Origin of the sequence: Vibrio sp. 1CM24A (genome assembly GCF_023161725.1) — a bacterium.
GTDB classification, from domain to species: domain Bacteria; phylum Pseudomonadota; class Gammaproteobacteria; order Enterobacterales; family Vibrionaceae; genus Vibrio; species Vibrio coralliirubri.
The window spans coordinates 236,419-255,567 of record NZ_JALNTS010000001.1; the positions used below are offsets into that span (position 1 = coordinate 236,419).

Annotated in this window: 15 protein-coding genes; 5 read left to right on the forward strand and 10 right to left on the reverse strand. The window is 43.4% G+C overall.

Going from position 1 to position 19,149, the window contains the following annotated elements; all coding sequences use genetic code 11:
• Positions 1-13: 13 nt before the first annotated feature.
• The 4 genes from MSG38_RS00990 to MSG38_RS01005 all read right to left on the reverse strand — a co-directional run bounded on the left by MSG38_RS00990 (position 14) and on the right by MSG38_RS01005 (position 3,968).
• Positions 14-925 (reverse strand): 2OG-Fe(II) oxygenase, encoded by a 912-nt coding sequence (locus tag MSG38_RS00990; protein WP_248400767.1) that lies wholly within the window; start codon positions 923-925, stop codon positions 14-16.
• Positions 926-1,160: 235 nt separating this feature from the next.
• Positions 1,161-1,925 (reverse strand): DUF481 domain-containing protein, encoded by a 765-nt coding sequence (locus tag MSG38_RS00995; protein ID WP_248400768.1) that lies wholly within the window; start codon positions 1,923-1,925, stop codon positions 1,161-1,163.
• 197 nt (positions 1,926-2,122) lie between these two features.
• Entirely contained in the window at positions 2,123-3,019 is an 897-nt protein-coding gene (locus MSG38_RS01000; protein WP_086968140.1) for a hypothetical protein, read from the reverse strand.
• Positions 3,020-3,251: 232 nt separating this feature from the next.
• Positions 3,252-3,968, reverse strand: coding sequence for a GntR family transcriptional regulator (locus MSG38_RS01005; RefSeq protein WP_009845448.1), 717 nt, complete (start codon positions 3,966-3,968; stop codon positions 3,252-3,254).
• Between the two features lie 317 nt (positions 3,969-4,285).
• On the opposite strand from MSG38_RS01005, the gene mngA reads away from it, so the two are divergent.
• From mngA to manA, 4 genes are all read left to right on the forward strand, one after another.
• Positions 4,286-6,220 carry a PTS 2-O-a-mannosyl-D-glycerate transporter subunit IIABC gene (gene mngA / locus MSG38_RS01010; RefSeq protein WP_248400769.1) on the forward strand — a complete coding sequence of 645 codons (1,935 nt, stop codon included), beginning with the start codon at positions 4,286-4,288 and terminating at the stop codon, positions 6,218-6,220.
• A 236-nt stretch (positions 6,221-6,456) separates the two neighbouring features.
• Positions 6,457-9,111, forward strand: coding sequence for a mannosylglycerate hydrolase (gene mngB / locus MSG38_RS01015; protein ID WP_248400770.1), 2,655 nt, complete (start codon positions 6,457-6,459; stop codon positions 9,109-9,111).
• Between the two features lie 45 nt (positions 9,112-9,156).
• Positions 9,157-10,323 carry a glycerate kinase gene (locus MSG38_RS01020; protein WP_248400771.1) on the forward strand — a complete coding sequence of 389 codons (1,167 nt, stop codon included), beginning with the start codon at positions 9,157-9,159 and terminating at the stop codon, positions 10,321-10,323.
• Positions 10,324-10,325: 2 nt separating this feature from the next.
• The gene (gene manA / locus MSG38_RS01025; protein WP_248400772.1) at positions 10,326-11,513 is read left to right on the forward strand and encodes a mannose-6-phosphate isomerase, class I; all 1,188 of its coding nucleotides are present in this window, start codon (positions 10,326-10,328) and stop codon (positions 11,511-11,513) included.
• A gap of 225 nt (positions 11,514-11,738) precedes the next feature.
• Here manA and MSG38_RS01030 read toward each other — a convergent pair whose 3' ends face one another.
• From MSG38_RS01030 to MSG38_RS01040, 3 genes are all read right to left on the reverse strand, one after another.
• On the reverse strand, positions 11,739-12,029 hold the full coding sequence (locus MSG38_RS01030) for a putative quinol monooxygenase (protein WP_050634215.1): 291 nt from the start codon (positions 12,027-12,029) through the stop codon (positions 11,739-11,741).
• Between the two features lie 203 nt (positions 12,030-12,232).
• Positions 12,233-13,603 (reverse strand): endonuclease/exonuclease/phosphatase family protein, encoded by a 1,371-nt coding sequence (locus MSG38_RS01035; protein WP_050634214.1) that lies wholly within the window; start codon positions 13,601-13,603, stop codon positions 12,233-12,235.
• Between the two features lie 279 nt (positions 13,604-13,882).
• Positions 13,883-15,025, reverse strand: a complete 1,143-nt coding sequence (locus MSG38_RS01040; protein WP_059018370.1) for a fatty acid desaturase — start codon at positions 15,023-15,025, stop codon at positions 13,883-13,885.
• A 167-nt stretch (positions 15,026-15,192) separates the two neighbouring features.
• On the opposite strand from MSG38_RS01040, the gene MSG38_RS01045 reads away from it, so the two are divergent.
• Positions 15,193-15,738, forward strand: coding sequence for a GNAT family N-acetyltransferase (locus MSG38_RS01045; protein ID WP_050651679.1), 546 nt, complete (start codon positions 15,193-15,195; stop codon positions 15,736-15,738).
• Between the two features lie 169 nt (positions 15,739-15,907).
• Here the strand turns inward: MSG38_RS01045 and MSG38_RS01050 are convergent, their stop codons facing one another.
• The 3 genes from MSG38_RS01050 to MSG38_RS01060 all read right to left on the reverse strand — a co-directional run bounded on the left by MSG38_RS01050 (position 15,908) and on the right by MSG38_RS01060 (position 19,096).
• Positions 15,908-16,933, reverse strand: coding sequence for a GGDEF domain-containing protein (locus tag MSG38_RS01050; RefSeq protein ID WP_248400773.1), 1,026 nt, complete (start codon positions 16,931-16,933; stop codon positions 15,908-15,910).
• 282 nt (positions 16,934-17,215) lie between these two features.
• The gene (gene ylqF / locus MSG38_RS01055; RefSeq protein WP_029405588.1) at positions 17,216-18,151 is read right to left on the reverse strand and encodes a ribosome biogenesis GTPase YlqF; all 936 of its coding nucleotides are present in this window, start codon (positions 18,149-18,151) and stop codon (positions 17,216-17,218) included.
• Positions 18,152-18,406: 255 nt separating this feature from the next.
• Positions 18,407-19,096 carry a response regulator transcription factor gene (locus tag MSG38_RS01060; RefSeq protein ID WP_248382390.1) on the reverse strand — a complete coding sequence of 230 codons (690 nt, stop codon included), beginning with the start codon at positions 19,094-19,096 and terminating at the stop codon, positions 18,407-18,409.
• Positions 19,097-19,149: the final 53 nt, after the last annotated feature.

Below are 19,149 nucleotides of genomic sequence, written 5' to 3' on the forward strand. Positions count from 1 at the left end.
TTCTCTCAATCGCCTAGAACGGCGCAAAATTGTCATGTACCACTGTTGGTACCGTCCAGCGTTGATGCGCATCTATAGGCTCTAGTACCGAGTTGTGGTGTGGTATTTGTCCACGGTCGCCATACAACCACAATACCAAGTTCGAACGTTCACCACTTGTTATCGGCAGCGCCGCATGGGCAACGTTTCCTCGATGAATCATAGCGACACCGGGCGTGAATGTTGTTTGGTTCATCTTACCCGTAGCAGGGGCATAAAAGTTAAGTTCTGACCCTGAAAACTCTTCATCTGGCATATTTACGTTAATGTTGAGCGTGACAGAAGACGCATCAGTATGAAGGCGCAAAGACGTATCTTTGTTCGCTTGATACTGAATCGAGAACCCAAAAGTTTGCGTGTCGTAACCCATGATTTCAGGGAACAATAAGCGAGCGATAGGGCGCATGTAACTGTCGAGTAAATCTTGGTAAAACGCTTGGAAACTTGGCGCGGCTAAATACCCTTCAGATCGGCTGTCTAACATTGCTCCACCACGGTTAAGCACTATACCATATGGTGGGCGCAGCGGGATTTGAGCGTTAGAGACCGCTTCCAAGTAATCACGCAACTCAGCGAGACGTTCAGCATCAAAGAACTGAAACTTAAACACCCCAGGAGAGATCTCTTCGAGTAAATCTTTTACCGCGATTTCTTTCGTTGGATCTTGCCAAGCTTCTCTAACAGCCTCACGAAGGCGGGCATCTAACAGCGAATCATCAAAATCTAATTGGCTGCCTTCCGCACTTGCTTCCCATTCTTTCCAAGCCTCGCTGAACAAGCCCTTATTGTTGTCCCAAAACTGTTGTACAGAAGGAGCTCGTTGAAGCATCGCTTCTCGTGTCGGTAAATCGATGGCGCGTGCGCGCTCTAGTTGACTAGATAACATAATGTGTTCGCTCCTTTTGTTTGCTTGCGAACAATCTATTACACCAAGGTTTGTAGATAAACGGGGTGCTGGGCAAAACAGAATTAACCTTTTCTATATAATCAAATAGCGGCTTAGCGGTTCTGCTTAAGTAAATAAGCGTCAGGAATAGTTAGTGACGAACAAATTACGGAGTGATGGAGAAGCTTAGACGATCATGCAAATCCTTTTGCATGTTCGATGGGGGAAGCGTTATTTAAAAGTCGTAGTTAAGGTTCATTGAGCTGTAGATTTCGGCGTTACTTTGGTCTGATGCGACAGTGGTGTTGTAGATGTATTCGGTATCAAAAGTCAGCGCCAAATTACCCATCAAGATGTTCTTTAGATAGCCTTTGAGGTTGTAATTGGTGTTCTCTTCACCGTAAGCCATGTTAGCCGTTGCCCCCATAGAAAACGTTTCTGTGAGCGTCAGAGAGCCATCAACATTGGCATTGACGATCAGCTCATAGTTCTCTTTGTTCGGGAACTCTTCATCGGAGGATTGGCGTTGACTGATTCGATAACCCGGGCCAGCGGAGCCTTGAAGTTTGATTCTTTCAGTATCATAAAAGTGGCGACCCAATCCTGTAGCCGTTATGAATTGCTTACGATAAGTACCAAAGTGGTCGTGTTCAAAACGTGTTGTTGCGACCAAATAGGTGACTTCGTTCAGGTCATAGCTGATGCCATAGTTGGTGGTATAGCGATTGGTGCCGTCTTCGTCGTTTTCAGCATCGGTATAGTAGGTATCAAACTGAACTCGTTGGCCCCAGTTCTCTTTTTTGTATCCAACAGAGATTCCAGAGTTGATCGACAAAGATGAGCTGGTGTTTTGCGAGTAGATAAACCCGAGCTTGGTCAGGGTCGTAAAAGGAGATTCTTCAGCTTCTTCTTGTAACTCGGAACCTTCGCTTAATACGACGTCGTCCTCAAGTACCACTTCTTCAACCTCTTCTCCAGCCTCTTTTCCAAATATAGGCATAGAGAACGCGATGAGAAATAGAGGCAGTTTTGCTCGGGATCGTGTGTATGAAACTGTATTGGTTAATGGTAATGGGCGCGTTGTTTGTGAGATAGCGTGTGTCGACATAATGGTTTGGTATATAAGGTGATTGGACACGACGAACGCAAGGCTAGTCGTGAAGAGCCGTCAATGATTGAATCGAAAATGCGCGTGAGTTATGACGCCATAGGTAAAGGCGAAAAAATCGTTTTTATCGCAGAGAATCCGTTACCTCGATGAGGATTGAAATCTTCAATGTGGACAAAGAATTCAAGTATCTCAGAGGGTTTATCGTCTTCGATTAACAAGAACTCAAGTAGTCCTTGTTCGACATGGCATGAAACTATGGTCTCGCTCGCTCGATCTGCTGAAATCTGTTCAACATTGATCACAACGCTCGTCTCGGGTAACACATTGAAAGCATCTTGCGCGCACTTAAGAATACAGCTGCAGACATACTCTCGATATAAGGCATTACTTTCAGAAAGAGACATCGTTTCAAGCTTCACTTCGCCTTGGCGCAATACCTTTTTTTCTTTAGGGATCACGTTGTGCTTATTAACCTGAATATTGATTTCTAGCAGGTGACCATTCTTATAGGTATTGAAGTTATGGTTAATCAGCTTAGTGTCGACTACCGCAGCGTTAATCGGGTTCTGTTGAGCTTCGGAAAGGGCTGATAGTTTTGCTTCACTATCGTTGTTTAATATACCTTTCGATAATTGGTTGCCCTTTGCCCAGTAGCTGTAGCTTTGAACCCAATGTACAAACTCTGTCTTGTATTGCTCGATGTCTTGTTCGGCGGCACGCTCGATATTATTGGTGAGGGTGTACAACTTCGACTTGTTGCCTAGCAGCATATCTAACCAGTTAGGCTTGTACTCATCGAGTGCTTCCATGGCTTTGACTTTATGATCGAATCGAACCGTTGGCATTGCCGGTGCAGGTTCCATCGCAATCGACTCCCAATTCATTTTTGGGGTCGGAATGGTATGCACGGATTGGATTAAGTGGAGGTGCTGATTGAATAAGCTCACTTCACTTACAGCGTCCTCAAGTTGTTTGGTATTCATCTACATTCCTGTCGACTGTTGTTCTTGTAATTTGGCGCTTAGTTTATGGTCAAAGCGCCAGAACAGTATTTAAATGAATGTGAATGATCTTTCGTGAGGTTACTTGATATTGGTTTAGGAATATTTGGGGAGGAAAGTTGGGTTTACGATTGAGATAACAGCATAGAAACACAGAGAGCAAGGCGCTCTCTGTGTTGGTCATTTTGCTATTATAGAAACTCGTTGAAGAGTATTACCTCTGGCGTCTTGCGACCAAAGTAAATCGGTAATCGTTAGACGTGAAGTAGTTTCGGCTGTATTCAAATACCGTGTTATTGGCGAGGTAACCGCGAGTACGTTTTTCAATGATAGGCTGAGCTGGGTCAATGCCTAACTGTTTAGCAACGTCTTCAGGCGGAAGAATCGGTACCAATTCCTGCTCACTTCGATCAATCACCATGCCTTTGGTGTTCTCAATAAAGTCGTATTTTGATGTCTGCATCACTTGATAGGTTAGATCTGGGAATAGGGCAACAGGTAACCAAGTTTCTTCAACCGTGATTGGATTGTTGTCTATGAAACGAACACGTTTTACGTAGAAAACCAATTCGCCTTCTTTGATATCTAAATGTTCAGACATCGCCAAAGAACACGGCTTCATTTCGAAGGCCAGAACTTCACTGTGTGTGACCACATCCAAATGCGCCCACTTTTCTTGAAAGCTCGACTGTTTGTAGATGTCGTAATTGATCTTGTTCTCTTTGACGTAAGTGCCGCTGCCTTGAACGCTTTCAAGCTCATCGTTTTCGATCAGTAGTTTCAGCGCCTGTCTAACCGTTACACGGCTTACCGAGAATACTTCACGCAATTGCGCTTCTGTTGGGAGTGCTTCTCCAACTTTATATTCTCCAGAACTGATCTTTTCTCTTATTGCATCGGCGATTTGGCGATACATAGGGAGTCTTGCCATTTTTGCCTCATTTGTGCGCTAGGACAACTAGACTTTGATTAAGAACCTGTACCTTAAATACGTAAATTTGCTCTATATAAGCCTTGCTTTAAAGGTTAGTGTGAGCATCGTATCGGCGTTTTGTAGTACATATAATACAAATTAAACGATACATAACAAGCTTTCTTAAAGGATTTACCAATACGATTTAAATACAAATTAAATACAAATATGTATTGATGAGATCGTGATCACGGATTAAATGTCTTGAAGTTGTATTATTCTTCTCGTCGACAGGGACGACTGTCGTACTAATCCGTGACTATGGGACAAAGGTTATGAAACTTACTACTCTAACGAATAAGTCGCTCGTAAATCTGCAGACTACGTTTAGCAGTCGAGAAGAAGCGATTTACGCACTTGCTGACCAACTGGATCAGCAAGGCAAACTGCATAACAAGCAAGAGTACCTTGATGCAGTATTTGCTCGTGAAGAGCAAGGCCCGACAGCGCTTGGTGAAGGCCTAGCAGTACCGCATGGCAAGACTGACGCGGTTAAAGAAGCTGGCTTCGCTGTAGCAACGCTTAAAGAAGACATGAAATGGAAAGGCTTGGATGAAGACGAAGATGTAAATCTTATCTTCCTAATTGCGATTCCAAATGCAGAAGCGGGTTCTACCCACATGCATCTGCTCACTGCATTGACAACTACATTGGTTGATGACGATGTTCGCGAAGCGGTATTAAAAGCGACAACCGCTGAAGAAATCTTTACGCTTCTTGATGGCGACAATCAACAAGAAGAAAAACAAGACAACTTAGATACAAATGCGCCGACAATTGTATGTGTTACTGCTTGCCCTGCTGGCATTGCTCATACCTATATGGCGGCAGAATATCTTGAAAAGGCGGGAAAAAAGCTTGGCTATAACGTGCATGTTGAAAAACAGGGCGCAAACGGTATTGAAGATCGCTTAACGGCTGAGCAATTAAACAATGCAGTGGCTTGTGTATTTGCTGCTGAAGTTGCGATTAAAGAATCTGAGCGCTTTAACGGCATTCCTCGTGTAGAAACGCCAGTTGCAGAACCGATTAAACACGGTGAACGCATTTTAAACGAAGCGATCGAAGAGTCGAAAAAAGGCAACGGTGCAGAGCGTAAAGTAGCTACTGATGATAAACCGAAGAAACTGCCGTTGAAAACTGAGCTTAAACAAGCACTGCTTTCTGGTATTTCTTACGCGGTTCCTCTTATCGTTGCTGGTGGTACTGTTCTTGCGGTTGCTGTTCTTATCGCGCAAATTTTTGACCTGCAAGAGCTCTACGCAACAAAAGATTCTTGGCTATGGATGTATCGCAAACTAGGTGGCGGCCTACTGGGTACATTGATGGTGCCAGTACTGGCAGCTTACACAGCTTACTCATTAGCAGATAAACCGGCACTTGGTCCTGGTTTTGCCGCAGGTATTGCAGCAAACATCATTGGCTCTGGTTTCCTAGGCGGTGTTGTTGGTGGTTTGATTGCTGGTTACGTGATGCGTTGGGTAAAAGAGAATGTTCGCTTAGGCCCTGCGTTTAACGGCTTCCTTACTTTCTACCTTTATCCGGTGATCGGTACTTTAGTGGCAGGTAGCTTGATGCTATTTGTTATAGGTAAACCTGTAGCGTTCCTAAACCAAGGTCTAACGGACTGGTTGAACGGTATGTCAGGCACCAATGCGCTGTTATTGGGTGCGATTCTTGGTCTGTTTGTATCATTCGATTTAGGTGGTCCGGTAAACAAAGCCGCTTACGCATTCTGTTTAGGTGCAATGGCGAACGGTGTTTATGGCCCATACGCAATCTTTGGTTCAGTAAAAATGGTATCAGCGTTCACCGTAACGGCTTCAACCATGATCGCTCCACGCCTATTTAAAGACTTTGAGATTGAAACCGGTAAATCTACATGGCTACTTGGCCTAGCGGGTATTACCGAAGGCGCAATACCAATGGCGATTGAAGATCCAATCCGTGTAATCGGCTCATTCTTACTAGGATCAGTGGTTACAGGTGCGATGGTTGGCGCGGCAGGTATTGGTCTATCAACTCCGGGTGCAGGTATTTTCTCTATCTTCTTGTTACACGATTCAGGTTTAGGCGCATTCTCTGCTGCTGCAATCTGGTTCGGTGCTGCGATTGTCGGCACAGTGATTTCAACTGTTACTCTTCTGATGTGGCGTGGTCATGCTGTAAAAAAGGGTAAGTTTGAAGCAAGTACTGCAACACAGAACTAACTGAATTTTGAGTTAGCTCCTAACTCACTGCGAAATCAATATATAAAAAATAACAAACAACTGGCTGTCCTAAATACCTGTGCTCCTAACGGTTTTATTCACACAGATTCTGGGCGTGGTTTTCTGCACCCTAAATTTAGTGGCAGCCAATTTTAACCCCTTGAAAAACTTTAATTTAGTCGTATTTGGGTTCGAACTTTAGTTTTACTCGAAGCGACACATTTAGGTAAATGATTATGACTACATCACGCGTACATATTACTCCACACATGCACTGGGATCGTGAATGGTATTTCACAACAGAAGAGTCTCGCATTCTTCTTGTGAACAACATGGAAGAAATCATGAACCGTCTGGAGAGTGATCCAGAATACAAATACTACGTTCTAGATGGTCAAACCGCTGTTCTAGAAGACTACTTTGCGATCAAACCAGAGAACACAGAACGCGTAAAAGCATTGGTTGAAGCGGGCAAGCTTATTATTGGCCCTTGGTATTCTCAAACCGACACAATGCAAGTTTCTGGTGAGTCGATTGTGCGTAACATGATGTATGGCATTCGTGACTGTATGAAATTTGGCGATGCAATGAAGATCGGTTACCTACCAGATTCATTCAGCATGAGCTCACAGCTGCCGATGATCTACAACGGTTTCGACATCACGCGTGCAATGTTCTGGCGTGGTTGTTCAGAGCGTCATGGCACGAATAAAACAGAATTCTTATGGCAGTCTAATGACGGCAGTGAAGTGACTGCACAAGTGCTTCCACTGGGTTACGCGATTGGTAAATACCTTCCGCAAGATGAAGAAGGTCTACGCGCTCGTTTAGATAAGTACTTCCCAGTGCTAGAAAAACCATCGGTAACGAAAGACATCCTATTACCGAACGGCCACGATCAAATGCCGATTCAGAAAGACATCTTTGAAGTAATGGACAAACTTCGCGAAATCTACCCAGATCGCGAATTCTCAATGAGTCGCTTTGAAGAAGTGTTCGAAAAAGTAGAAGCGGCACGCGACCAACTCGACACAATCAAAGGCGAATTCAACGACGGCAAATACATGCGTGTTCACCGTACGATTTCTTCTACGCGTATGGACATCAAACTGATCCATGCAGAAATTGAAAACAAGATTGTAAATATCTTAGAACCGCTAGCATCTATCGCTTGGACATTAGGCTTTGAATACCACCACGGTTTGATTGAGAAAATGTGGAAAGAGAGCATGAAGAACCACGCTCATGACTCGATTGGTTGCTGCTGTTCAGACAAGGTTCACGCTGAGATCCTAAACCGCTACATCCTTGCGGACGACATGGCGACCAACCTGATTCATTTCTACAAGCGTAAGATTGTTGACCACATGCCAGATCGCGAAGGTTGCGACAAACTGGCGATGTTCAACCTCTCACCATACGAGCGTGAAGAAGTTGTTAACACCACTATCACTATCCGTGCTCAAGAGTTCTCTATCTTTGATGAAAACGAAAACCCAGTTGAGTACTTCATCCAAGACAAGCGCCAAATTGACCCGGGTAAAGTAGACCGTCAAATCGTTCACTACGGTAACTACGACCCGTTTATGGAGTTTGATATTCAAATCAAACGCACTGTGCCAGCAATGGGCTTCACCACGTTGCACATCCAAGGTAACGAGAAGGGTGCAGTAAAAGTTGCAGAACAAAAAGACTACTTACTAGAGAACGAATACTACCGAATCAATGTAAACGACAACGGTACTCTGACTATTTTCGATAAAGAGACAGAGCAAGTATTCGACCAAGTACTTCGTTTGGAAGACGGTTCTGATGACGGCGATGAGTACGATTACTCTCCATCTCGTCAAGAATGGTTACTGTACTCAGACGAGTTCCCAGTCGAAACATCGATTGACCACCAAGGCTTCCAATCGGTAGCGAACATCGCTTTCCGAATGAACGTACCTGCAAACCTTGCAGAGCGTGAGGAACGTATGGGTCAAAACGGATTCGTTGAAGCGCTATGCCAAGTGGTATTGAAGCAAGGTTCTCGCCGTATTGAAGTACGCATGGAACTAGACAATCAAGCCGACGACCACCGTGTACGTGTGCTAGTTCCAACGCCATTCGTTTCTGAAACTGTGGTTGCAGATAACCAGTTCGGTTGTATTACTCGACCAACCAATGACCCTGCTATGGCGGTTTGGGAAGAAGAAAAGTGGAAAGAAGCGCCAGTTCCGGTTTATCAACTGATGAACTTCGCTGCGTTAGAAAACGGTAACGCGGGCATCGCAATCATGTCGAATGGTCTACGTGAATTTGAAGTGATTGCATCTCAAGGTGACGAAAACCGAGATACCTTTGCACTGACACTATTCCGCGGTATCGGCGTGTTAGGTAAAGAAGAGCTATTGCTTCGTCCGGGTCGTCCTTCAGGGATCAAGATCCCGACACCAGATTCACAAGTGCGCGGCAAGTTAGTGTGTGAATTCACGCTGTGTGGATTCTCTGGTAACCACATTGACGCGAACATCATGGCGCAAGCACGTGACAATGTCACTCAAATCGAATGCTACAACAAGATCCCTTACAACGCGATGAAGCTGAATGTGGGTGAGCAAAACCTACCAATGAGCTTTAGCCTTCTGTCTAAGCAACAATCAGGAGCGGTACTGAGTGTACTGAAGAAAGCGGAAGACGAAGATGCACTGATCATGCGTGTCTACAACCCGGCAGAAACAGGTTCAGTGTCAGATTCAATCTCCTTCACTCAAAACGTTTCAAGCTGGAAAGAAACAAGTATGGATGAGCGTGTACGCGAAGGTGATGTAGCAACTGAAACCTTTGGTGACTTGTCTTTTGGTGAATTGGCATCTTGCCAAGCGAAAACATTCCAAATCAAATTCTAATTTCAATCACCCGCTCACCTTGGTGGGCGGGAATGGTGAACGACAATGAAAATTGTAATTGCCCCCGATTCATTTAAAGAATCACTCGACGCTCACCAAGTTGCGTCTTGTATTGAGCGTGGATTTGCTGACGTTTTTCCTCACGCAGAGTTTGTGAAAATGCCACTCGCCGATGGCGGTGAAGGCACAGTAGACGTGTTGCTAGAAGCGCTCAATGGTAAGAAGCAAGGGCTGCAAACGACGGATCCAATCGGTCGCGAATGTACGGCTTATTGGGCTTCACTTGTACAACAGGTTGATGGCAAAAGCGTAAACACTGCCTTGGTAGAGTTTGCCCAAGCGTCGGGTTTAGACCGATTAACCGTAGAAGAAAGATCACCTCTTACAGCATCATCTTACGGAACAGGGTTGCTGATGAGAGATGCGCTAGATAAAGGCGTGGAACAAATCATTATCGGCTTGGGCGGTAGTGCGACCAATGACGCGGGTGCTGGCATCTTACAGGCGTTGGGAGGCAAGCTATTAGACAAGCAAGGCAACGAGCTATCTGGTGGCGGTGCTGCACTAAGTCAATTAGCAAGTATCGATCTTGATGGACTGCACCCGAGATGCAACGAAGTGACGTTCGTTGTCGCATGTGATGTGAATAATCCTCTATGTGGTGAAAACGGAGCCAGTGCCGTGTTTGGTCCGCAGAAGGGATCATCAAAAGTTCAAGTTGAACAACTTGATACTGCGATCGGTCACTTTGCCGATATCGCTCAAACACATACGGGTACCAATCATCGCGACACAGCTGGTTTTGGTGCTGCTGGTGGCACACCTCTGGGGTTAAGTCTTGCATTCAATATCCAAATTAAAGCGGGTATTGAGATGGTATTAGATGCTTTGGATGCAGATAAGGTTCTTGAAGGTGCTTCACTGGTCGTGACCGGAGAGGGACAGATGGATAACCAAACCCTGCAAGGTAAAACACCTTTCGGCATCGCTCAGCGAGCTCAAAAGTTGAGTATTCCAACCATTGGAATTGCGGGCTCTTTGGGGCAAGACGTTGAAAAGCTTTACGGTTCAATGTCTAGCTTATTTGGAACCGTACGTTCACCTCAGTCTTTAGATCAAGTTTTATCAGAAGCGAATCAAAACCTGACTCGCACTGCCCGTAATATCGCCGCCACGCTCAAGCTTGGCAGCCAGATTTTTAATGAGAAGTAATTATGTCTCTATTTAAACTCGACAACGTTATTCAAAACTACGCATGGGGAAGCAAAGACTCCATCAACCAACTGTTTGGTATTGTGAACCCAAACCAAGAACCGCAAGCAGAAATTTGGATGGGTGCTCATCCTAATGGTTGCTCAAAAGTAGGTGATACCGGTGAGTCGCTTTCTCACATGATTGATGAAAACAAAATCGATGTCTTAGGCGGGTACACGGCGGCACGTTTTGGTGAATTACCTTTCCTGTTTAAGGTGTTGGCCGCTGAAACACCATTATCAATTCAGGTTCACCCGAACAAGCGAAAATCAGAATTAGGTTTTGAGCGAGAGAATGCACTTGGCATCCCTTTGAATGCGTCTAATCGTAACTACAAAGATCCAAATCATAAACCTGAGTTGGTTTATGCGTTGACCTTTTACAAAGCGATGAATGGCTTTCGTCCAATCGTAGATATTATTGCTTTGTTCGAAGAAGCGGATATTCCTTCGTTAGCGATTGAACTTAATGTACTAAAAGCCAATGTCGACAGTGATTCTCTAAAGTCGTTCTTTAGCGCAATTATGTCTCTTGAAGGTGACCGCAAAGCGTCTGCGCTTAATGAGCTTTATGCTGCACATGCGCGACCAGCAAAAACGGTTATGGGGCGTGAAGCTCTGCAATACAGCATTGAATTCAAACAGCACTATCCGGGTGATATTGGTTTGTTTGCCCCATTGATGCTCAACACGGTTGAATTGGCGCCGGGTGAAGCGATGTTCCTGTTCGCAGAAACCCCACATGCTTATGTTCAAGGCACAGGCTTGGAGATCATGGCAAATTCAGACAATGTGCTGCGTGCTGGCCTCACACCAAAGTACATAGATGTTCCTGAGCTTATCGATAACACGATCTTTGAGCCGATTAAGCCAGAAGATATTCGCCTTAAGCCTGTATTAAAAGAGGGCAAGATGAGCTATCCGATTCCAGTGGATGATTTTGGCTTTGATATCTTGTCTGCGACTGATGAGAGTAAGTCACAATATTTACGTAGCGCGGAAATCTTGTTCTGTGTAGAAGGAGAGGCGAGCGTCACTTCAGAAGGACGGTCAGTTTCTCTTAAGCCCGGAGAATCGGTCTTTGTAAGTAGTAATTCAAGTGTTTACCAATATCAAGGGAATGGCATTTTGGCTCGTGCTTTTAACTAGTGTCCCCGTGCTAGCGATCAGCAAAAGAAATGTCAGAGTGCCATTGTAAAGTGGCACTCAATATTGATGGTTGTTACCTATCTGTCTTTGACAGCATTAATTATTGACCATACCCGCTACTCTGGCGGGTTTTTTCATGATTAGAATGAGCAAATATAAGCCTGAAGAAAAGACAAACCCTGCGATCAGAGCAGGGTTTTTATTGAATCATTAATGAGTGACGGGTTAGGCAATGTGCGTCATTTTATTAAGCACAAAGGTTTCAATACAACCTTCAGTCGCAGCCATGTAGTCAGCGATATGTTGGCTCGCTAAGTGTTTCTCTAGATGAGCTTCAGACTCCCAGTTCTCATGAAAAACGAAGTGAGCAGGGTTACTGTTATCTTGGTGCAGATCGTAGTTAATACAGCCGTCTTCAACACGGGTTTTATCGATCAAACTAATCATCTCAGCTTTTACAAACTCAGTTTTGTCTTTTTTAGAGACGATTGTTGCAATAATAGTCAGTTTGCTCATTTTCAATTCCTTCGCTTTAAACTCGATAAGTTAAAGTAATATAAGTATAAATTTAGATTGAAGAAAGAGTTCTGAAATCCAATAACTATGGTTCTTAGCATCCACAATTCAAACTCGAGAGCATAGAGTTAAGGGCTATCGGTTACGCTCCGAAAAAAGCCCTCATAGCAATATGAGGGCTTCTTGGGTCTCAATTGAATGGGTTAGTCACTGAAATCAGCTTTGATCCAAACCATACGGTGATCTGAAGAAACATCTTTTCCGTTACCATAATCACCAATTCGTGAGTCATTGAATAGCTTGCGTCCTTCTTCGTACGAAGCTGACCAATAAACACCAGATTCAACAATGTTCAATGAAGCGGATGGAAGTGCGTAATCTACAGCAAGTCCAAATGTCGAAGTGATACGGTTTGGCTGTGGGTGAGACGATGATTCATCTACCGCATGTTCAGCAGCACCATAACTTGTCGGATACAAGCTGCCATTGGTGACATCTTGGTTAACTAATGCATCATTGTGTAAGTCCTGCATTACAGAACTAATACCGTCGCCATCGACTGGGTCTAGGTTTTGATCGCCCATCATGACAAAGTGTTTACCTTGCTCTAAGCCGCCAGTTTTTCCTGAGTCGTCATAGATGAATGACTTGTTTTGGATGTATTGGTGCCAGAAGTCTACTTCTGCTGCGTTTTGTTCAATGTTCTTACCTACATCGAAAGCGGGTGGAGTGGGGTGTGACATCAATAAGTGAACAGTTTCTGTACCATCTTTGGTAGGGATTAGGATTGGTGCATCAACGTGGTTCTTTGAAGATAAACGAACTTCTTCCCATTCTTCAGCTGAGTACCATTCATCGCCGCAGTTCATGCCTGCAGGGATCGTATTTGACCCATCACAAACAGTGATTGTTGGAATAGTTGCACCTTCAAGATCTTTCCATTTGAACTCTTGGAATGTACGCGTGTTGGCAGTGTCTATCTCATACTTAGACATTAGAGCAAACGCGTATTGACCATGGTAGAAACCGAAGCCCCATGCATCTCCGGGCAGTGTTCCAGCGTTACCATCATTATCTAAATCAAAACCAAATTCGTTTAGTAAACCTGTATTGGTAGAGTAGCTTTCAAAATATGGGTAAGAAATTGGCTCAAGGTTCGCGTCGCCACCTGCGCCTTCAATACTTTGAGCAACAGAAAGGTAGTTCTTTTGAAAACCTTCTAGCGCTGACTTATCAGTACCTGTCCCGTCGTTGTTAAACTCAGCCATCATTAGCACATCAGGACGATTCTTTTGAATCACGGCTGCGACGTTGCGGATTTGAATAACTTTCGCTGCTGTTTCTTTGTCAGCGTCATCAATCGTGTTATCCAAATAGTCGGTCACTAATTTTGTTTGAGCGCTTGGTTCAATCTGCATTTCCGTTACAAGGTCTTGGAAGGTGGCACGATCAAAAGACAAGTTGTAAGTCGCGATCTTTACTTCTTCAGGTTGAACGTAATCTGTGTCACTGCTGCACCCGATCAAAAGTGCAGAAGAGATGGCGAAAGCGATAGATGTTTTTAACAATTTCATAAAGTGGGTCCGCTATTTGCTGAAAGAAATTTGGGACGCGCATGTTATGAGATGGATATCATTCTGTAAGTGACAACTGTCACAGGTAAGGATCCAAAGTGACATGTTGTTGCATTGAAAGTGTGATATTTGGAACTAGTGTCTTTTATTAGAGTAAAGACTTAAAATTCATGGGTTTAATTAGAGCTTTGAATTAAAAAAGCCCTCATAGCAATATGAGGGCTTTTGAATAAGAATCAAACTGTGTTGTTACTGGGGTGTTAAGCGTACTGTTTTACCTTAAGCGTATTGCTCAACCGTCATTGCCCAATTTTTCTTCTGTCGTTCGAAATTCATTTTGATTTGCTGATAACGAACCTTAAGAACAGAGTGTTCGTACTTCTTCACAACGTCTTCGCGCTTGCTTTCAAGTAGCTGTTTTTTAACTTCGTAATACTCGTTCATGTTTGATACTAGAGCATCAAACTCTTGTTGAAGCTTCTCTGCGATTTGTTGCTTGTCGGCACGATGCATGATTTTTTGCTGGGTGCGTTTAAGTAACATTGACGCTTCAGCTTTCTCAATACGAGCTTGAGGGGTTTTCTTAAGCTTACTTGCTAGTCCCATCAAAGAAGCACTCTTGATCAACCACTTTGTTGGATCGTATTGCCACCAGTAGATACCGTTACGGTAGTCGTTCTCAAAGATGTGGTGGAAGTTATGGTAGCCTTCGCCAAAAGTTAAAACCGCTAACACACCGTTATCACGGGCCGTGTTTTTATCGGTAAAAGGTTGGCTACCCCAGATGTGAGCAAGAGAGTTAATGAAGAATGTTGTGTGGTGATTAAGTACCAAACGAACAGCGCCTACGATTAACAACATGCCAATTACGTCACCGTAAATAACACCTAAAGCGATAGGAACACCGAAGTTCATTAGTAATGCCAACAGAACATAGTGTTTGTGCTGCCACATAACAATCTTGTCTTTTTTAAGGTCACGGCAGTTTTCGTAGTTTTCGTACATTGAAGTGCTGTAATTACGAATCATCCAGCCAATGTGTGAGTACCAAAACCCACGTTTTGCAGAGTATGGGTCTTTGTCGTTGTTATCGACATGCTTATGATGGACACGGTGATCAGAAGACCAGTGTAGCGCGCTGTTCTGCAGGGCAAATGCGCCACCTAAAGCAAACAGGAATCTTAGGCTTGAATGCGCTTCAAACGCTTTGTGTGACCATAAGCGGTGATAACCCGTCGTGATTGAAAGGTTACAGAACGTAAAGCAGATTGCTAGCCATATCCAGTGCTCCATGCCATAGCCAAAAAAGTAGCCATAAACGGGAGCTGCTACAACAGCAAGCAGCATACTAAAAGAGAACACAAAAATATTGAGCCAGATTAATGGCGGCTTTTTTGTAGATTGTTTGTCGGCACTATTCATTAGCAAATTTCCAATTGGGCTTACATCTGTGCGCTAGAATATCAGCGTACACGTGTAAGTCAATATTGAAAGTGTAAACGTGTATTAGTATGTTTTGCTTAAATATTGTATAAAGGTAGTGTGAAATGTAGTAGCAAGTCATAAATGGAAGTACTAAGGGCTAATAAATGGAAATTAAGGTAGCTGAATATAAAGATTATGAGCGGATTGCCCAATTACACGCGGATAGCTGGAAGCTATATTACCGTGGCATTCTTGCTGATGATTACTTAGAAAATGATGTTTTGGAGGACAGATCTGTTATTTGGCAGACTCGTTTGATTAATCCTCCTTTCAACCAACATGTTTTATTGCTTGAAGAAGGCGGTTTACTGGTTGGTTTCGTCTGCGCGTTCGGTAATCACAACTTTGAGCGTGGCACGTTCATTGATGCGTTACACGTAGACAATAATTATCGCGGTCGAGGTGTAGGCAAGCGTCTGTTGTCTGAATTATCGAAGTGGTTGCAGCAATACTATTCGGACTCAGGGCTCTACTTAGAGGTGATGTCTGAGAACCATCAAGCGATAGCTTTTTATGAAGCGATTGGTGGTAAAGAAGAACTAGAGCAAGTTTGGAACGCGCCATGCGGCAGCCAAGTGAATGAAAAAGTGATTTCTTGGAGCTCTCCCGTTGAACTTGAACAGAAAACAGCGAGCGTTGTGTATTCTTAGTCGATTCTTGTTGAATACTGGTTTTTTGCTGAGTAGCAGGTTCTTAACGAAGCTATTTTAAAGCAGAAGAACAAAGACAAAAGCCCCGAGTATTAAGTTGCTCGGGGCTTTTTTGATTGAATTAGTGGTCGTTTTAATGATTCGCAAAGATGCGTGAAATATTGGGCGATTAATCACACCATGTGATCTTATTCCTACCGCCTTTTTTCGAAATGTAGAGTGCTTGGTCAGCGTCGTCGATAAGCTGCTCGACAGAACCAAGGGCTTGAGGGGCATGTTTCACACCGATTGAAATTGTTACTTCTAATCTAAGGCGAGTAGGGGATTCTAAAAGGGCATTAACCAGCGATTCAATTGAAGCCTCGGTTTCTCCTTGGACCAGCACCAAAAACTCTTCACCGCCGTATCGAAAGCAGTTACTGCTAGTCGGTAGTCGTTTTTGAATTTCATCGGCCAGTTCTTTAATCACCATGTCACCCATTTGATGGCCGTAGGTGTCGTTAATCGATTTGAAATGATCAATATCTATCATGACCGATGTAATGGATCGCTGACGGTCTATGCTCGGTTCTATCACCTGATGAAGATAAAGGCGGTTGTAGCAGCCCGTTAGTGCGTCTTGATAGGAAAGGGCCTCGAACATATTAGATTGCTTGCGAAGCTGAATCGCTTGTTTGCGGAGTTGCTCGGATTGAGCGAAACGCTTGTGTACTTCCAAGTCACGTCTTATACAAGCCGCTGAGATCAGGATGTAAGCTGAAATATAAACGGAAATTGTTTCTATTTCATGCTCTGGCTCCACTTCATAAAGCAGTGGCGCAAGGCCGATGAGATAAGCCAAAAAGATAAACGACAGCGTAGATATACTGTATCTGGCTGACAATCTTGAAAACGTACCAATGTAGATCATCACTAAAATGATGCCACCTTGGTAATCGAAGTTGTTCAGCTCGATGGCTAGTCGACCGACATAGACCAAGAAAAGTGAGCTAATTACAAGGAAGGCACTTTCTACGAGTTCCAATACGTTGGGTTTGTTTGTAATACAGTATCTGGCGGCGGCCATCATCAATAAAAAAAGTATGACTCGGAAAATGATAGGCGTAATGCACTCGCTACCAAAGTGGATGTAGTCGGTGACGATAAAAGCACAGAATATTGAGATAGGGATGTAGATGAAATTTATGTACGGCAAATAAATTTCATTATCGAAATAGGTTTTAAATCTTTGATTCTTGAACCCAGAATAAGAGCGCATTGAGAAATTAGCCGAGATTGATACACAATAATTTGCGTAGTATGTCACAGTCTTTGGGATTGTAAACGACCATTTCTATAGATTTGTCAGTATGTTAGCTAGATCAACAAACGGTAGCGGGCAATATTCACGCTCTATTATCGATAGAGCGTGAATATCTAGAGGCTGGTGTAAGAGTGGTAAACAGAAATTAAAGCAGATTATAAAAACTAATCGCGATTAACGCTTGTTCTTCAAATAACGCTTACGACGCTCTTCTTTTTTCTTGATCTGTTGTTCGGCTTTCAGCGCAGCCGCTTCTTCAACTTCGATCAGCTCTTGTGTGATCATTTCTGGCAACTCAAGCGTTACCTTACCTAAAGTGCCATTACGCAATTCGTGAAGCAGGATTTCTGAACATTTGTGAATGTCGATATGTCCACCGGCACGAAGTGCACCACGCTTACGACCAATCGCTTCCATCAGTTCGATGTCAGACTCAGGCAGCTCTTCAATTTGGTAGCGCTCTTGCAAAAGGTTAGGGTACTGTTTTGCTAGGTACTCTACTGTGTAAAATGCCACTTCATCGTATTCCATTGCTGTATCTTTTACAGCACCTGTTGCAGCCAAGCGGAAGCCACTGTGTGGGTTTTCTACTTTAGGCCAAAGGATTCCAGGTGTATCAGAAAGGATCACGCCATTCTGCAGGTTGATACGTTGTTGACGACGAGTTACCGCAGGTTGGTTACCAGTAACTGCAATCGTACGTCCAGCCAAGCAGTTGATGATAGTCGATTTACCCACGTTCGGGATGCCCATGATCATTGTACGAATGTTTTTGCCCATCTGTTCACGGTGCGGCGCCAGTTTGCGTACTAGCTCCATAACGTGGTTAACTTCTTCTTTTACGCTAGTCGTAATCGCAATCGCTTTAACGCCTTGCTCTTTCTCGAAGTGCTCAATCCAACGTTGAGTCAGTTCAGGATCTGCAAGGTCACGCTTGTTCAACACTTTTACACAAGGCTTATCGCCGCGCAGTGAGGAGATCATTGGGTTTTCACTACTGAACGGAATACGAGCGTCTAGTACTTCGATGATCACATCAACTTGTGGGATAACTTCTTCGATTTCTTTGCGGGCTTTATGCATGTGACCCGGAAACCATTGAATAGACATAGAGATAAACCTTGATAAATATATTTGCTGCACATTGTAAGGGTTGGATGATACGTGTAAAGGTATATCTATCCCGACCTTCAATGAGCTCAGTGAGTTTGCTTGAAGTATAGGCGACTTGTTGATGCGCAGTTGTTGGATCTCAGAACAGAAATTTGTTCACGGGAAACTTGGATCAAGCTTTGAAAGGGGACTTTCCTCAACTGCCATAGTGCTTGTTGGTAACTCTAATTTACTATTATCTTTGTATTGTGTTTATACTTTGAGCTTCATATCAGGTTGTATAATAGTCTCTAAACTATTGATAAAATATGCTTTTCTTATCGCTTCTTTGCGGTTTGTGACATTTATTTTTTTATATATATTGTATACGTGCGTCTTTACCGTACTTTCTGAAATAAATAGTTCGTTTGAAATTTCTAAATTTGAATCGCCTCTAATCACGCGCTTAAATATTTGAACCTCTCTTTTCGTAAGGCTAGATAGTATTACTTTCGACTTGAAAGTGTAATCGTGTCTATTAGATAGAATATGTGACATTAACTTTCTCGGTAGCCACAAATCGTCGTCACACACTGTTTTTAAACAACGGGTAAGGTGATCAATAGGAGCGTCCTGATAGATGATTCCTTTTATATTAAACAAGTTGAATAGTTGCATTACGGTAATACTTTGTCCGGTAATGTCAGCAGGAACATCGTAGACTACCCATTTATTTGATTCTATTTTTGATAAAATGATGTTGATATCTTCGATATTTACCAATAGTAAGTAGCTAATAAGGACGACATCGAAAGTCTTATGGTTACTCGAACGCTCAATGCTTGTCATGCATTCTCTGCTAAAAGAAAAATCACTGTATTTTTCTATTTCGCGCTGAATAAACTGGTTGTTAATACCGTTGTCACCAATTAGGAGCATGTGCTTTAAATTATTTCTATGCATAACTTATCCCGAGCCTGGTAAATCAAGTTTTGATTCTATGACGTTGTGCTTTA

Bases quoted from the DNA above. Each gene is read 5' to 3' on its own strand.
- MSG38_RS00990 (WP_248400767.1), bottom strand. From the start codon at position 925: ATGTTATCTAGTCAACTAGAGCGCGCACGCGCCATCGATTTACCGACA.
- MSG38_RS00995 (WP_248400768.1), bottom strand. From the start codon at position 1,925: ATGCCTATATTTGGAAAAGAGGCTGGAGAAGAGGTTGAAGAAGTGGTA.
- MSG38_RS01000 (WP_086968140.1), bottom strand. From the start codon at position 3,019: ATGAATACCAAACAACTTGAGGACGCTGTAAGTGAAGTGAGCTTATTC.
- MSG38_RS01005 (WP_009845448.1), bottom strand. From the start codon at position 3,968: ATGGCAAGACTCCCTATGTATCGCCAAATCGCCGATGCAATAAGAGAA.
- mngA (WP_248400769.1), top strand. From the start codon at position 4,286: ATGAAACTTACTACTCTAACGAATAAGTCGCTCGTAAATCTGCAGACT.
- mngB (WP_248400770.1), top strand. From the start codon at position 6,457: ATGACTACATCACGCGTACATATTACTCCACACATGCACTGGGATCGT.
- MSG38_RS01020 (WP_248400771.1), top strand. From the start codon at position 9,157: ATGAAAATTGTAATTGCCCCCGATTCATTTAAAGAATCACTCGACGCT.
- manA (WP_248400772.1), top strand. From the start codon at position 10,326: ATGTCTCTATTTAAACTCGACAACGTTATTCAAAACTACGCATGGGGA.
- MSG38_RS01030 (WP_050634215.1), bottom strand. From the start codon at position 12,029: ATGAGCAAACTGACTATTATTGCAACAATCGTCTCTAAAAAAGACAAA.
- MSG38_RS01035 (WP_050634214.1), bottom strand. From the start codon at position 13,603: ATGAAATTGTTAAAAACATCTATCGCTTTCGCCATCTCTTCTGCACTT.
- MSG38_RS01040 (WP_059018370.1), bottom strand. From the start codon at position 15,025: ATGAATAGTGCCGACAAACAATCTACAAAAAAGCCGCCATTAATCTGG.
- MSG38_RS01045 (WP_050651679.1), top strand. From the start codon at position 15,193: ATGGAAATTAAGGTAGCTGAATATAAAGATTATGAGCGGATTGCCCAA.
- ylqF (WP_029405588.1), bottom strand. From the start codon at position 18,151: ATGTCTATTCAATGGTTTCCGGGTCACATGCATAAAGCCCGCAAAGAA.
- MSG38_RS01060 (WP_248382390.1), bottom strand. From the start codon at position 19,096: ATGCATAGAAATAATTTAAAGCACATGCTCCTAATTGGTGACAACGGT.